Below are 14,834 nucleotides of genomic sequence, written 5' to 3' on the forward strand. Positions count from 1 at the left end.
AGCCTGCGCTGGCGTCACGCCACCTTCATGCCGGACGCCAGACAGCCCGTCAACAGGCTCCGTCTGTCCTTGTCCCGGGGCATCCATACCCCCCGGTTTTGGCGTCATCATGGGGTTTCGACACGTCATCAGTGGTTCACTCGCGTTCGTCTCACCAGCACTCATCTGACAGAATTTCTTTCCGCCTTTTCCTCAACGCTCACCACGCGGACTCTTTACCCGCGCAGCTTGAGGTGATTTGAAGCCAACTCCTGCAAGCCGACTTCGAGGGGCCCCCCCTCATCTTCAATAAAGCATTGCTCACGCAACCGCTGCGCTCGCATTCGTAGCACACTATGGACACCGCCCGGTTTGCCAGGTTGATCTTGTGTGATAGGTGAACGCGGTATCGGCTGCGGTCTTATATGCGGCCTTTTGCAAGCCGAAGCTGCGGGCCCTGATGGAATTCGCCAGGAACGTCCTCATCTGGGCCACGTGCTTTAAGCACAAGGCTGTGTTCAGGTTTGCGTTCCTGCGGTCCGACCTGTCTCGCCATCACATTGAAATCAACCCAAGCAACCTACCAGTCCTCAACGCTTCAAAGTGCTCAACCTGCTATGCGGGTCTGTTGCTAACATGGTGCGCTTCGTACGCGGTCCCGTGAGCGAGGATCGCCCAGGCGATCCTCGCCATTTTGTTCGCCAGGGCCACTGTTACTACATTTGCTAGACGTCGGACCTGCATTGCCTTTTGCCATGCGGTTGGTACCTTGGTGTGACACAGAACAGAGCGCGCTCCATGTATCAGCAACGTACGCAAGTATGGGTCGCCACGTCTGGAGATCGAGCCCAGCCGTATCTTTCCACCTGTTCCATTCTGACGAGGAACAAGCCCCAGAAACGCTGCGAACTCGCGCCCCGACCTGAATGTCTTCGCATCTCCAATTGTTGCCACTAAGGCCGTTGCAGTCAGCCGGCCGATTCCCGGTACTTCGGAGATCGCTCGACATGCCGCTTCTTGTTTCTGCCAGGCGCCAATCCGCTTCTCAAGTTGATTGATGTCCTCCTCAAACAGATTGATGCGACGCAACTGTTCGAGAAGGTTAAGAACTATTGATCGTGGCAGTGCGTCTTCGAGTTCTGCCATGCGCTCCCTGATCTCGTCGAGTCCTGCTACGCGTCCTGCACGAAACGTAACGCCGAACTCATACAGCAACCCACGCAGCTGATTTATCTGCATCGTTCGAAACTTGACGAGCAACGAGCGCATACGATGAAGGCTCAGCATCACTTGCTGATCCTCTGTCTTGGCGGCAACCGTGCGCATGCCGGGTTGCTGCACTGCAGTCCAGATTGCCCGCGCGTCCGCCGCGTCGGTCTTGTTCGTTTGTACGAAAGGTCGAATGAATTGAGCGTGTAACAGCACCACCTCGTGTCCGAGCGCGCGGATCTTACGCGCCCACCAGTGCGCACTTCCGCAAGCTTCGATCGCGACGCGACCGGCAGGGCGCTGCGCCAGAAATGCAATCAAATCTTCACGTCCGAACTTGCGATTCGCAATCTCGCCAGTTTGGGCGTCGACCCAATACATCTGGAACGCCCGTTTTGCAATGTCGAGTCCGTATGTCGTAGCATTCATCTGGGGCCTCCGTTCCTCAAGTGGTTGTGTCGCAACTCCACTTTGGCACATTGATGCCGTTCGGTCCTGGAGGCCCTCAATCGTGCCTAATTCCCCGGAGGGAGGGCGGTGTCCATTCCATCTGGGTCGAATTCACCCATCGATCGATGCATGGAGCCGCCATTCGAAGTCGACACGCAACGAACGGCCGGTCCGAGTCGTTGCGCGGCCTTCGCCGCGTCGATAGGCGAACGTCAGCTAAGGCCGATGACCTGCCCGTCAGCTCACGCCTGATGTAGAACCCTTTGATCTACCCTCTCACTTGCTGGCGGATTACGCGGGCAAGCATGGAAAGATGATCGAACGAATACCCCCTTACAGCGGTGAAGCTGGTGGAAGAACAATTCGAACGCGACCAGAGAAATGCAGAACCTGTCCCGCCGTAAGGCTGATGGTGCTGCCTTGAACCAGGTGAAATGCCTTTCGTGCATCAATGGGGAGTCGTATGCACCTTTCGTAGGTGCACGTCGCGTGGAAGCGGGCGCTCAAGCTCAGGGCATTGATAAGCCGGAGCAACCTTCGTCGACCGAGCGCGGAGAGGCGTCGACGCGGAAACCACCAACTCATAGCCCTGAGCCGCCTGGAATTAGTCTAGCAGATCGGGGCCATTGCAAGCCCCCGCCAACGGTATTACCGGTGCCGTCCGCCCAGCCTGTTAGTGCATAGGTGGGGACGGCAATGTCAGTGTAAGTTCTGGCGGATAGGATCGAAAAAGTCCGCCTTATCGATGACCTGGAAATCGCTCGGCTTGTCGCAACTCTCATATTTGCAAAGACTTGCCACAGGCGGCTCGGCGCCCTGCTACCGCCATGTTTCGCACCAGAAGGTCGGGCACCCTCAATGCGCTGTCGAAATAGCTGACGCGACCGGCACCGGCGCGCCAACTGTGACCACGTACCCGATGTCGGGCGCGGGTATCGACGGGTCCGCATTCGACAACGCAAGCATGTTGGACCCTGCCTGAAATGGCACATAGACGGTAACGGCGCCCACCCGTCCGTCGCCGCCAGTCGGAGGGAAAGCGAGCGTGGTCGGCCGTTTGCCATTCATGGCGAGTTGCGCGTAGGCGGTCTGTGCCCTGTCGTTGACATAGCCGATTTCGACGAAGCCCCCACGCGCGGTCGACGCGCTCCCGCGGAAATACGCCGTACCGAGCCGCGTAACTTTCTCGCCGCCCGCGCAGGCTGGACAGCGCGAGTAAGCTGCTCCCCCGGCCAGCAGGCCCGGTTCCCATATTGCCGGCACTGAGTCGGTGCCACTCACCGCGAGCATCGTCACGCCTCCGGCGGGCACGTTCGGCGCCGTATAGGACGCTGTGAATCGACCGAGGTCTTTCTGGGCCCAGACGTCCCGCACCGTCGCCTGCGATGCCGGAACGAGGCCGAGTGCCTCCCATGTGACCGTCATCGGCGCATCCCTCGCCGAGTTGTTGAAGAGGACGACCGCTCTTTGTGCCGTTCCCGCCAGCAGCTTCGCCCAGACCTGCAGGCGGCCGGACTGCGCCACCAATAGCCCTTGCAGCCCTAGCGCGTCCTGATCGATTGCAAGCACCTCGGGATTCGTCAGCAGGCTTGCAGTGTCGGCGGCGAGCGGCTTCGCCAGATCGTTGCCGAGAATCATCGGCGCGCCTGCAATCGCCCACAGGCTGACGTGCGCCTGATCGTGAACGGCGGACATCCCCATTGCGGCGACCATCATGTCGGGATCGTTGTAGTAGCCGGTATGCTGACCCTCCGGGTGATAGTTGCCGGCCAGGTTATACGTGACGCTGCCGAAGTCCGGTGCGATGTCACGAGTGGTTCGCCACATCGTGCCGACGCCGGCACCCCACACCCACGGCCCTTCGTCGTAGTCAGGGAACGATTTGTTGGTGGGTACCGTGCCCCCGTCGCACACGCTGAACGTCATAAGCTGGCCAGTCTGCGAATAAGCGCGCCGGATGGCCTGCGCGATGGACCGGTAGGTTGTCTCCGGATCGTAGCTTTTTGCCATGCCCCCGCAAAAATCGACCTTGACGAAATCAAATCCCCATTGTGCAAATTGCAGGAAATCGTGATCGTAGTAAGCGAAGTCGCTTCCGACGAAATGCGTACCATCGGCTCGCTTGCCGCAGCCGCGCGGACCCGCATCGATATAAATGCCCGCCTTTAGACCCTTGCCATGGATATAACGGGCAATGGCGTGCATTCCGCCGGGCCATTGCGTCGTGTCGACGACGAAATTGCCGCTTTCGTCTCTTTGCCCTGAGCGCCACCAGCCTTCGTCGATGTTCACATACTCGTATCGGGCGCCCGAGGTGATGCGTGTGTTCAGCGACGCCAATCCGTCGGCTTCGGCCTTGATGACGTCATGGTTCACGCCTTCGCCCAGACTGTTCCAGGACGACCAGCCCATCGGCGGTGGAGGCACGCGTACCGGCGTTGCGCGTTGGGCGAGGGCAGGCGGGTGTGTGGGCGTAGATCGGGCTGCCTCTGCGGTTCCTGGCTGAACGGCGCGGCCGCAAGCGCACAGGCTCGAAATCAGCCATAGAACAAGGAACACGCGCTGATCACAACATACAAGCATAGCCGTCCAGTTCGCATGAGGTGTTCATCCCGGTCTCGACACGAGTGGCAGGCGCACCTGGAAGGTCGTTTGTCCCGGGCGTGAACTGACAAGAAGCGCTCCGCGGTGCCGGTTGACGACCGTCTGATACGAGATGTCGAGGCCCAGGCCCGTACCTTGACCCGGCGGCTTGGTGCTGAAAAAAGGCTCGAACAGATGCGGCATGACATCGTCTGCGATGCCGGTCCCGTTGTCGGTGAGCTCGACCACTGCCTCGTCCATCTCGCGGTAAGTCCGCACAACGATCTCGCCTTTGCCACTCATTGCATCAATGGCGTTGTCGATCAGGTTGGTCCATACCTGATTGAGTTCGCTGCCATACACGCTCAGATGCGGCAGGTTGTGATCGTACTCACGATGCACGGTGACACCCTGCTTGAGCCGGTGTTGCATGATGATGAGGGTATCTTCAATGCCTTCATGGATGTCCACTTCCTGCTGCGGCGACTGGTCCATGTGCGAGTAGGATTTCATCGCCCGGATGATCCCTGAAATCCGGACCGACCCAACGCGGATGTCTTCCATCAGCGCGCTGAGTTCCAGTGTCGACGCGAGCCAGTGGATGGCGGCGGCAAACTGCTCCCTGTTCAGGGTGACGGCAAGCGAGTCAAGTTCCTCCTGCAGGATTCCCGCGCTGACAAGGCATGGCGCCAGGAGCCACGCCTTCCCGACACCCTGTGCGACCAGCCAGTCGCTGAGCGCGTCCGCTGCCTGATTCTGCTTCAGGGCATCGATAGCCGACATCACGTTTGTCAGTCCCTGGCGTTCGCCCAGACCCTCCAGGTTTTTCATTGCCTCGACAGGCATCGAGCTATCCCTCAACTCGATGTGCGCAACCTTCAGCGTTGCGAGTGCGGCCACCGCACGGTCCGCCGTGCGCACCAGTGCAGCCGCAGGATTGTTTAATTCGTGCGCGAGGCCCGCGGCGAGCGTGCCGAGGGCAGCCAGTTTTTCCCGGTTACGCAGCGTCGCCTCCAGGTTCATCAGGCGATCAAAGGAGCTGTGGAAGATCAGCCGGCAGAAGGTCTCCGAGCCGACCAGCAATTCGCGGAACGCGCGTTCCGGCAGCAGCGCCACGCGCCCATCGGTGACCGCTTTGAGCGTGCCAGGCGCGGGCGTCCCCGAGAGCAGCGAGACTGCCCCGAAATAGCTTGGCGCAATGAACCGGGACGTAGGAATCTGCTGCCCGCGTGAAAGCTTTGTCGCGGCGACCTCACCCTGCAGCACGACGTAAAAGTGGGACCTCGTTTCGCCTTCACGGGCAAGGACCTCCCCTGCCGCGATGCTGACTTCCGTCAGCTGTTCGCGCAGCCACTGCAAAAGCGCTTCTGACAGATCCTTGAAGAGCGGATGCCCGCGCAGTTCGTCCAGCTGGATCATGATGCCGGCCTACGGGTTGAACAGCTTGAACCTTGAGTGAAGCAGGCGTTCACGACACATCGTGACTCCTGACGGCGGCTTCAGAACGAATTGTAGTGCCTGCGCGTCGGCTGCCGTGTTCCGTCAGCCGCTTCTCTGGTTGTCGTCGCCGGATCAGCCGTGGGGTGCGGGAACGGAAGACTCGCGGGCAATTGAGCCCGCCAGGTGTGCTTGCATCAGTTGGGCAAGCACCCCGGATTCAACTGATGATCTCGCCGGTCCACCGGTCGCGATTGGCCCAGAACGGGCACAGCGGACAGGTTTCGCCTTCCGGATAGTCGATGCCTTCCTCATGCGGACACCCGATGATGCGATCGATGGCGGCGACCGAACGCGCCCCATGCTGTTCAATGAAACAGACGACTGCTTCGTTGACTTCCGGATCGGTTCTCGCATCGGACGTTTCACAGAACCACCGCTCAACCGGGTCAGCATCTGCGCCTTCGTGCGTGACAATGCCCACCGACACCTTTGTCGCCCGCGTGTCGTCGGGCCCATAAAAGGCCACCGTTGCGACCGGGTAGCCGCGGAAGCTCTGACGACTTTTTTTCGCGAGCTTGTCCCGGTACCACTGCGCCTTCAATGACATGTCGCCTCCGTGCCTGCGCCCGACTTCTCCATGTGACGACGTCAGCGATGATCACAGCCGATGGTCGTCATCCTCACCGGTGCTGCACTTTTCGTGTTGCCATGTACGCCTCGAACAGACCCGCATGCAGGCGACTGAGCCCCTGGCTGACGCCGCGCAGACTGATTCGCAACTGGAGGACGGATGTCGCTGCGGAAGGGGCGGAGTACATAGAGCCACTATAAACTCTCCCTCCGCTCATATGCGCAGACCCAACTTCAGCCCCGCTTTGGCGCGGTCTCCTCATCACAATCGTGTGAGTTCATCAGCGTGCGTAGCTACGGACGAGCGATGCCAGCCCCTATCCGATACACCGCAGTCTGCCGCCGGTGCGGAGATCCGGTTAGCGTCAAGTCCAAGACGCTAGCTTGCCCGGATTGCGATGCGTTTCCTGGGTACGGGGTTGCCTGGAATCGTACATAGCAAGGTGTCCATGGATTCGGTCGCGCATTCGAGCACGACGCGGCCATCCGCTTCCACCACATGCAGCGGCCGCGCCGAAAAGTCGAGCCAACGCACGTCCACACGGCCCTGGAGCAATCGCCGCTTACGCCTGACATGCTCGCGAAGCGTGCTTCGCTGCAGTGGAGTCAGTCCATATTCGCCCTGCGTGCTAAAGCCGCTTCCGCGTGGGATAAACGGAAGGATGTTCAGTTGCCGCACGCGCTCGGCTACGCAAAAGTCCGCCATCCAGTCGAGCACCCAGTCGCCACCGGCCACGATCGTCGTTTGTATCACCGTCGGAATTCCCTCGTCGAGCAGACGGCGCAGATGTCCGGTTGCCAGATCGAACGCTGCGCGCCCGACGAGTGCGTCGTGCCGCGCACGATCGCCATGCAGGCTGACCCTGACACGCGTGCCTGCCGAGCGCAATGCAGGCAGCAGCGGCTCGGGTAGGACGATGCCGTTTGTCGTGAGTCTCGAACCCGAGCCGCGCGCAGCGACATGCGCAAGTAGTTCCGGCAGCGCGGGATGAATGGTTGGCTCGCCACCGCAGAAATGAATGACCCGCACGCCCTGTTCGGCCAGCCAGTCGAGGCGCTGCATGAGCACAGATGACGGCGGGTGCGCGCCGTCGGGCGGAGCGAGGCAGAAGCCGCAACGCGCATTGCAGTAGCGCGTGACCCTGAAGCAGATCATGGACGGCAGGTGTCGGTTCATGGCAATGGATCATTGAGTCTGCGCTCAGCGCTCACGGCTCTCTCTGAGCATGTTGCAAAACAGTGCTCCCTGCTCGAGCGCATCGTCAAGCGCAACATGGCGGTGCGGCACATCGTCGAACCAACGCCTGGGCATCGCGCTCTTCGTGCTGCGGCGATAATCCCTACGCAGGAGCACCATGGCCATCGTCTTGATGTCGAGCGCTGAAAAGCTGAAAGGACTTCGCCCCACGAAGCGCATCATGTACCAGTACACGAACATAAAATCAAAGGCCGCCGGATATCCGACGAACACGGGCAACCCCGGTAGCGACTCGAGCCACGCGACATAATCGCTCATCGCTGATTGCGGGGGCTGCTGATTTGTCCGCGATGCCTCCCAGGCCTGGGGATGCTGGCGCCACCAGGCGAGCGTGTCGGGATGGCCGCTCGCACCTGGTAGCACTTCGAGGTTGGCGGAAAACGTGCCATGCAACACCTTGTCGGCGCCGTATGCCGCCGATGCGAAACTCAACATCGAATGCGGCCCCGGAATCGGACCGTCGACCTCGACGTCGGTGCTGATATAGATTTCGGTCCTGGATTTGTCGCTCATCGGTCGCTTATCTCATTGGTATCTGCAATATGGTCGCGCAGCCAGCGCGCGACGGCGGCGCTCCCGCGCTTGACGAGCGCCGTGTTCCAGTCCTTGCAGCGCGGCGGAGGCAACAGACGCGAGATGCTCGACTGTGCAAGTAACTGCGAATAGCGCGCCGCCTCGCGATCGCCGGGCGCGTTCGCATCGAAGCCGAGCCACACATCACGCCGCGCGCAGACCTGCGGCAGCCACGGAGCCCAGCGCCCGATGGTGGCGACGCTGGGCCATCCGCATGTCGCGAGCGAGAGCGCATCGAAGATGCCTTCGACCAGAATGAGACGCCTCGCATGCCAGCCTTCGCCGACATTGGCCACGCCGCCGCCGCGACCGACTGTCAGCATCTTGTTCTGGCCGCGCACGGTCGTAAGATAGCGACCGTGCACCGCAGTGAGCGCGCCCTCGCAGTCATACAAACCGATCAGGACGGCGGCGCGGCCGTTCCAGTCGGGATCGAAGCGCATGCCGGCCGCGTGGGCGACGGCGAGAGGAATGCCGCGACGCTCGACGTACGCCTCGCCAGGCGTGGCGGCAAGTGGAACCGCGCGCGCAATGCGCTCGTCCGGGGAATCGCCGGAGAGCGGCATGCGCAGGCTATCGACGAATCCGAACTGAGCCATGTGCGTGAGCGTGCCACCGTCCGTTTGCAGGCGGCGCTGGCCGCCCTCTCGGATGGGTCGGAAACGAGGCACGACAAGCGCGCGTCAATATATATTTAACGAATTCCCGACCCACATGTCATGGGCCTTGGGGTGTCAGCGCATGCGCGCGAGGCTACGGAGGAGTGAATCGCCGTCCTGCGTAACGCGAGGCCGTACCGCCCCGCCGGCAAGCTTCTCCATGGCGACGAACTGGCGTTCAAGCAACGTGTCGAGTTCTTCCCGCTCGGCAATGTGGTCGGCCGAGTCCCTTACCAGCATCAATGTCGCAAATTCATGGGCGCTAAGCATGCTTGCCTCCTGATAGCTCGAGTAGGTGCTGTATGGATTACGTCGGCTATGGCGCCCACTTTTGACAGGCGCATTGCCGGTGGCGCATTCGCTGCAAATGGCGCGGGGAGTTGATGGTAGGAGAAGCTTCGGGGCGCGGCAATTCGTATCGCCCCGTATATTGGGTAGATTGCGTGGTGCCGCAATGCAATAGAGTTCGAGGAGCTTTCGAGAGGCGCGTTCATTGAGACTGATTTCAACCGTGAGCGATCGTCGCAAGTTGAGCGATGTCGACGGGCTTGCTCGACGAGCGGATGACGCGCATCACAACCCATGCAAGAAGATAGGCAGAACCGCAGACAACGAACAGCACGTTGTAGCCGGCGTTGATGTGACCGAGCATCTTGAAATGGTCGAGCACTGCGCCAACAACCAGCGGGAACAGCGTCGCGCCCAACGCACCTGCCAGGCCCCCGATCCCAACGACCGAACCGACTGCTGCCTTCGGGAACATGTCAGATGCGGTCGTGAAGAGGTTTGCCGACCATGCCTGGTGGGAGGCTGCCGCCAAACTCAGAAGGCCAACCATCGCCCACATGTTTTCGATGAACGGCGAGAATGCGATCGGCATCACGAGGAACGCAAAGACCAGCATGGTGGTTTGTCGCGCCTTCGTCACGGCCCAGCCGCGCTGAATCAGCCTGGACGAGATGAAACCGCCGCCGATGCTACCGATCGACGTTGCGACATACACGATCACCAGCGGAAGGCCGAGGTTCTTCAGATCGAGGTGGAAGCGCGAATTGAAGTACGACGGGAGCCAGAAGAGCATGAACCACCAGATCGGATCGGTTAAAAGCTTGCCCGCGAAGAATGCCCACGTCGGACGCAGCTTGAGCAACGTGAACCAGCTCACCTTTTGAGTCGCGGGGGCGGCAGCCGAATCCTCGCTGATGTAGGTGAGCTCTGCCTCATTGACCTTTGCATGCTTCGCCGGCACCTGATACATGAAGTACCAGAAGCCCAGCCAGATAAAGCCCGTCAGGCCCGTGATCAGGAACGCAGCCTCCCAGCCATACGTCGCGGCCAGCCAGGGGACTGTCGCCGGTGCTGCCACGGCGCCAATACTGGTACCGGAGGTCAGAATACCCACCGCGAGCGCCTGCTCTTTACGCGGGAACCACTCCGACACGCTTTTCACCGCGCAGGGGAAGCTGCCCGATTCAGAGATGCCCAGGAGGGCACGCATGGCACCAAAACCCAGCGTGCTGCGCACGAGCGCATGACCACAGGCGGCGATGCTCCACACCAGAACGCACACGCCATAGCCGATCTTGACGCCAAACTTATCAACCATCTTGCCAGACAACACCATGCCGATTGCGTAGCAGGCCGTGAACACCATGACGATGTAGCTGTATTGTGTCTCGGTCCAGTTGAAGGTCACGGCAAGTTCGGGCTTGAGCAGGCCCAGCACCTGACGGTCCAGGTAATTGATCGTGGTTGCGAAGAAAAGCAGCGCGCAAATGCGCCACCGAATAGCTGTACGGTCCATGAGCGACTCCTGTCTCCTGAGGTGCTTGATCCGCTGATGCGGCTTACGTGACTGCGTGGCGGGTTTGAGACTTAGCGGAAAGATGCGTGACGCTTTTCGCGGAACGCCGCGACGCCTTCGATTGCGTCGGGCGACGCCTTGCACACCGATGCGGCGAGTTCGTGAGCGTATTCGTGCTGACCCGTCTCCATCATGCGAGCGAGCCGCTTGCCAACTGACAGCGACGTCCTCGATCGCTTGATGAGCGTCTCGCAGATGGCGTCGACACGGCTGCGCAGCTGATCAGCTTCGACGGCTTCATTGATCACGCCCCACGCGACAGCGGTTTCGGCGGAGATCGGTTCGCCAAGTAGAATCAGCTCACGCGTGCGGGTTGCGCCGACGAGTTCGGAAAGCCGTGAGCAACCCATCCATCCGGGGATGGCCCCCACCGACGCTTCAGGGAAGCCAACCCGGGCCTGTGTGCTTGCGTAGCGGAGGTCGCACGTCAGCGCGAGTTCGAATCCGCCACCGAGCGCGCTGGCGGAAAGGACAGCGATCGTCGGTTTGTCGAGTTCAGCAATTCGACGGAACACCCGGTTGCCTTCACGAATGAAGCGGGTGCCCATCTTCTGCGGATCGATGTCGCCCCACTCGTTGATATCCGCGCCGCTGCAGAAGAAGCGCGGACTCGCGGTTTCGATCTTCAGCACGCGGATCTCATCGTTGCCCTCGACGTTTGCCACGGCACGTTCGATGTCATCCAGCATCTGCAACGTCAGCGCGTTGTGCCGCGAAACGCGGTTGAGCGTAATGGTGGCGATGCTACCTTTGGCTTCGTAGAGAATGTCAGTGTCAGACATGGAAAACCTCTTCTTACTGTGAGCGGTCGAGTGTTGATCGGCGTTAGTGAGCCGCAGTGGTTTCGAGAAGGCGCTCATCGATGAGCGGCGTGAACTCCATGCGCGAGAGCACATCGCGGTGCATGTCGACGCCCTTCGCCACTTCGACGAGGCACACGCCGAGCGCATCAAGTCGGAAAACCGCACGCTCCGTGATGTAGAACACCTCTTTTCCATCCAGCCGCGCCTGCACGCCACTGAACGTCACGTGTCGTACCTTCTTCACGGCCTTCGGGACCGATCCCGGCGAGAGAATTTCGAGCGCGTCGCCTTTGCGTTCCACACGCAAACCCTTGGCTTCGAACGCGCCACAGAACACCAGCTTTTTCGCGCCCTGTGCGATGTCCATGAATCCGCCCGGACCGACGACCGTGGAACCGAGCTTCGAAACGTTCACGTTGCCTTCTTCGTCGAACTCGCCCATGCCGAGGAAGGTCACGTCGATACCGCCGCCGCTATACCAGTCGAACTGATCGACGCTCGGCATGATGGCGTCGGCGTTGCGCGCCGTGCCAAACATCGAGCCGTCGAGCATCGAGCCGCGGTGGATACCCTGTTCAACGGAACCCCAGTACTCGTCGTCGCGACCTTGGGAAGCCAGAATGGCCGGGATCGCGCCCGGAAAGCCGAAGCCGAAGTTCACGGATTGATTGGAGCCAAGCTCCTGCGCTGCGCGCTCTGCCACAATGAGGCGCATGCCATCGGGCATCTCGATGTCGGGCGTCTCGCCGAGCTGTTCGCCGCTCAATGTCGCGTCGTACTCACTGATCTGGCACTGGCGTTGAGCCGGCGTCTCGACCGTGAAATCGACCATCACACCCGGTACCCGGACGAGACGAGCAGGCACATGGGAACGCGGTCGCGATTTGACCTGCGCGATGACTTTGCCGCCACTGTTGTGCGCAGCCAGCGCGACGGCGTAAATGTCGAGGTCTGCCGGTTCATGACGGGTCGAGAGGTTCCCCTTGTCGTCCGCACATGACGCCATGACGATCGAGAAATCGATCTTGAGGGGCTTGTAACGCAGGAACTCCTTGCCGTCGATCTCGATCAGCTCGACGAGATCTTCGGTGGTGGCGTCGTTCAGCTTGCCGCCACCCAGACGTGGATCAACGAACGTTCTCAAGCCGACTCGCGTAATCACGCCCGGTCGACCCGCGCCGATTTCGCGGAACAAGGTCGCAATCACACCGCCCGGGAAGCTGTAGCCCTCGATGTCGCCGCTTGCGGCCAGCTTTTGCATCGCAGAGGACCAGACCCAGTGGCCGCCGATCACACGCTTGACCATCCCAGCGTGAGCGAATCGCCCGAGGCCGCTCCCCTGACCGTCGCCCACGCCCAGCGCATGAACGACCGTCAGATTGCGCGGATGACCGGTTTCGAGAAACCGCACTTCGATCGCGGCGAGGATGGCGTCCGGCTCAAGCAGGCCACCACCTGAGCCGGTGATTGCGATCGTCGCACCGTCAATGATCGAAGCCGCAACGGCTTCTGCATTGGTCCACTTGCTCACAACGCCTCCTGTGCTAATCTGGAAATTCTTTAGTACCGAACCATATCGTTACTTGTGACGCATGGTGGCACAGGGAAAAGCGACGTTCAAGAGTGAAAGACCGGGAATCGGGTTTACGATTACCAGTGCGCAGGAAGCCGCTCGCACGCCGTGATTGCAACGCGAAGGCGTTGTCAGTTACCGTTTAACTTTAGATGTGACCCACGAATATGCAGACCACAGTCGAACCGGACGGCGAAGTGCGCGCTGTCGAAAAGCCCGTGCGTGCCAAGCGGCTGCGCGATCCGATTCAGACGCAAGCCAGGATCCTCGCCGCAGCCAAGGCAGAGTTCGCCAAGGTTGGCCTGGGCGGCGCTCGCATCGAGACGATCGCCGAGAAGGCCGGCGTCAATAAGCGGATGATCTACGAGTACTTCAAGGGAAAGGAAGAACTCTTCCAGACGGTCCTTGAAGAGATGTGGACAGATATCCGGACAGAAGAGAGAACGCTGGCGCTCGATAGTTTGCCGCCCGTCGAGGCTATCCGGACGTATGTGACCTTCACCTGGAACTACTACCTGAAGAACCCGGAGTTCATGTCGCTCGTGAACAGTGAAAACCTGCACCGGGCTCGGCATGTCAAAAAGTCGAGACGGTTCAGCGAGCTGCATCGGGGCTTCGTCAATATGCTGCAGCAGATTCTTGATCGAGGCGTGGCGTCCGGCGACTTCAAACCCGACATCGATGCAAGCCAGTTGCACCTGACCATCGCAGCACTGGGTTATTACTATCTGACGAACCGCTTCACCGGCGAAGTCATCTTTGGGTTCGATTTCGTCTCGAAGGAAGCCCTCCAGAAACGTCTCGACTTCAACCTTGAGACGGTGTTCAGCCTCCTGCGTCCCCGATAACTGGGGCGGTCGCTTCCGCCTAACCTTCCCGCTCAGCCTTAACGCTCAAGGGTTTTCCGCCTCATAAGGGAAAACCCTTTTTTGACAGCTCGCGTTGTCGCGTATTTAATAACGAACTGGATCGTTACTTAAGAATTTGCGCGGCGAATCGTAAGACGACATATCAGAAAAGCCACGCAGGAGATGACACATGGAGCAACGCCAAGTCGCACTGGTTACGGGCGCTCGTCGCGGCATCGGTCGAGCGATCGCGCTCGAGCTTGCCAATGCGGGGTTCGACGTCGCAATCACGGACGTCGAGACATCAGAGGAGTTGGTCGCCACGCGCGCCGACATTGAACGCATCGGCGTGAAGTGTGTCGCGCTGACATCGAACCTCGCGGACATCGCGCACCACGACGCGCTGTTTCAGGCGGTCGAGGACGCGCTCGGCCCTGTCACCTGCCTGGTCAATAACGCCGGCGTGTCCGTCATGTCGCGCGGTGATCTTCTGGACGTCACGCCCGAAAGCTACGACCGCTGCCTGAACGTCAACACGCGAGGCACCTTCTTTCTGATGCAAGCATTCGGTCGGCGAGTCGCCAAAGGGCCCCAACCGGCCGTCAATCGCTCGATCATTACGATCACCTCATCCAACGCCGTCGCGGCGTCGCCCCAGCGCAGCGAGTACTGCATTTCGAAGGCGGGTCTGTCGATGGCCACCACCCTGTTCAGTTTGCGGCTTGCTGAATTGGGGGTCGGCGTATTCGAGGTGCAACCGGGCCTGATCGAGACGGAAATGACTGCGCCATCGAAGGCGCGCTACGACGCGCTCATGGAGAACGGGCTGACCGCCATCAAACGATGGGGAACGCCGAATGAAGTCGCACTTACCGTGCGCACGCTGGCGAAGGGTGGCCTGCCGTTCAGCGTTGGTCAGGCGATCCGCGTCGATGGCGGTCTTCTTGTTTCTAAATACTGATTTC

Annotated in this window: 13 protein-coding genes; 2 read left to right on the plus strand and 11 right to left on the minus strand. The window is 60.5% G+C overall.

The genetic code is table 11. The annotated features are described in order from the left end of the window. Positions 1-594: 594 nt before the first annotated feature. From C2L64_RS51555 to C2L64_RS51605, 11 genes are all read right to left on the minus strand, one after another. Entirely contained in the window at positions 595-1,617 is a 1,023-nt protein-coding gene (locus C2L64_RS51555) for an IS110 family RNA-guided transposase (RefSeq protein ID WP_103154433.1), read from the minus strand. Between the two features lie 876 nt (positions 1,618-2,493). Beyond that, the gene (locus C2L64_RS51560; protein WP_244144701.1) at positions 2,494-4,014 is read right to left on the minus strand and encodes an alpha-galactosidase; all 1,521 of its coding nucleotides are present in this window, start codon (positions 4,012-4,014) and stop codon (positions 2,494-2,496) included. A gap of 231 nt (positions 4,015-4,245) precedes the next feature. After that, positions 4,246-5,640, minus strand: coding sequence for an ATP-binding protein (locus C2L64_RS51565; protein ID WP_090839101.1), 1,395 nt, complete (start codon positions 5,638-5,640; stop codon positions 4,246-4,248). A 238-nt stretch (positions 5,641-5,878) separates the two neighbouring features. After that, positions 5,879-6,268: a hypothetical protein gene (locus C2L64_RS51570; protein ID WP_090839103.1), complete on the minus strand. Its 390-nt coding sequence runs from the start codon at positions 6,266-6,268 to the stop codon at positions 5,879-5,881. Between the two features lie 402 nt (positions 6,269-6,670). Beyond that, positions 6,671-7,468, minus strand: coding sequence for a radical SAM protein (locus C2L64_RS51575; protein ID WP_079503716.1), 798 nt, complete (start codon positions 7,466-7,468; stop codon positions 6,671-6,673). Between the two features lie 24 nt (positions 7,469-7,492). Further along, positions 7,493-8,062 (minus strand): 3'-5' exonuclease family protein, encoded by a 570-nt coding sequence (locus C2L64_RS51580; protein ID WP_090839105.1) that lies wholly within the window; start codon positions 8,060-8,062, stop codon positions 7,493-7,495. Then, entirely contained in the window at positions 8,059-8,721 is a 663-nt protein-coding gene (locus tag C2L64_RS51585; protein WP_143055844.1) for a toprim domain-containing protein, read from the minus strand. The genes C2L64_RS51580 and C2L64_RS51585 overlap by 4 nt, the downstream gene beginning before the upstream one ends. A gap of 135 nt (positions 8,722-8,856) precedes the next feature. Next, positions 8,857-9,051: a hypothetical protein gene (locus C2L64_RS51590; RefSeq protein ID WP_079503719.1), complete on the minus strand. Its 195-nt coding sequence runs from the start codon at positions 9,049-9,051 to the stop codon at positions 8,857-8,859. A gap of 235 nt (positions 9,052-9,286) precedes the next feature. Next, positions 9,287-10,585, minus strand: a complete 1,299-nt coding sequence (locus C2L64_RS51595; protein WP_090839109.1) for an MFS transporter — start codon at positions 10,583-10,585, stop codon at positions 9,287-9,289. Between the two features lie 71 nt (positions 10,586-10,656). Continuing rightward, the gene (locus C2L64_RS51600; protein WP_090839111.1) at positions 10,657-11,427 is read right to left on the minus strand and encodes an enoyl-CoA hydratase/isomerase family protein; all 771 of its coding nucleotides are present in this window, start codon (positions 11,425-11,427) and stop codon (positions 10,657-10,659) included. A 43-nt stretch (positions 11,428-11,470) separates the two neighbouring features. Beyond that, positions 11,471-12,979: an acyl CoA:acetate/3-ketoacid CoA transferase gene (locus C2L64_RS51605; protein ID WP_090839113.1), complete on the minus strand. Its 1,509-nt coding sequence runs from the start codon at positions 12,977-12,979 to the stop codon at positions 11,471-11,473. Positions 12,980-13,188: 209 nt separating this feature from the next. On the opposite strand from C2L64_RS51605, the gene C2L64_RS51610 reads away from it, so the two are divergent. Beyond that, the gene (locus C2L64_RS51610) at positions 13,189-13,869 is read left to right on the plus strand and encodes a TetR/AcrR family transcriptional regulator (protein WP_090839115.1); all 681 of its coding nucleotides are present in this window, start codon (positions 13,189-13,191) and stop codon (positions 13,867-13,869) included. Positions 13,870-14,059: 190 nt separating this feature from the next. Further along, positions 14,060-14,830, plus strand: a complete 771-nt coding sequence (locus C2L64_RS51615) for a 3-ketoacyl-ACP reductase (protein ID WP_090839117.1) — start codon at positions 14,060-14,062, stop codon at positions 14,828-14,830. Positions 14,831-14,834 lie beyond the last annotated feature (4 nt).

Source organism: Paraburkholderia hospita, assembly GCF_002902965.1.
Lineage (GTDB): Bacteria > Pseudomonadota > Gammaproteobacteria > Burkholderiales > Burkholderiaceae > Paraburkholderia > Paraburkholderia hospita.

Bases quoted from the DNA above. Each gene is read 5' to 3' on its own strand.
- C2L64_RS51555 (WP_103154433.1), bottom strand. From the start codon at position 1,617: ATGAATGCTACGACATACGGACTCGACATTGCAAAACGGGCGTTCCAG.
- C2L64_RS51565 (WP_090839101.1), bottom strand. From the start codon at position 5,640: ATGATCCAGCTGGACGAACTGCGCGGGCATCCGCTCTTCAAGGATCTG.
- C2L64_RS51570 (WP_090839103.1), bottom strand. From the start codon at position 6,268: ATGTCATTGAAGGCGCAGTGGTACCGGGACAAGCTCGCGAAAAAAAGT.
- C2L64_RS51575 (WP_079503716.1), bottom strand. From the start codon at position 7,468: ATGAACCGACACCTGCCGTCCATGATCTGCTTCAGGGTCACGCGCTAC.
- C2L64_RS51580 (WP_090839105.1), bottom strand. From the start codon at position 8,062: ATGAGCGACAAATCCAGGACCGAAATCTATATCAGCACCGACGTCGAG.
- C2L64_RS51585 (WP_143055844.1), bottom strand. From the start codon at position 8,721: ATGGCTCAGTTCGGATTCGTCGATAGCCTGCGCATGCCGCTCTCCGGC.
- C2L64_RS51590 (WP_079503719.1), bottom strand. From the start codon at position 9,051: ATGCTTAGCGCCCATGAATTTGCGACATTGATGCTGGTAAGGGACTCG.
- C2L64_RS51595 (WP_090839109.1), bottom strand. From the start codon at position 10,585: ATGGACCGTACAGCTATTCGGTGGCGCATTTGCGCGCTGCTTTTCTTC.
- C2L64_RS51600 (WP_090839111.1), bottom strand. From the start codon at position 11,427: ATGTCTGACACTGACATTCTCTACGAAGCCAAAGGTAGCATCGCCACC.
- C2L64_RS51610 (WP_090839115.1), top strand. From the start codon at position 13,189: ATGCAGACCACAGTCGAACCGGACGGCGAAGTGCGCGCTGTCGAAAAG.
- C2L64_RS51615 (WP_090839117.1), top strand. From the start codon at position 14,060: ATGGAGCAACGCCAAGTCGCACTGGTTACGGGCGCTCGTCGCGGCATC.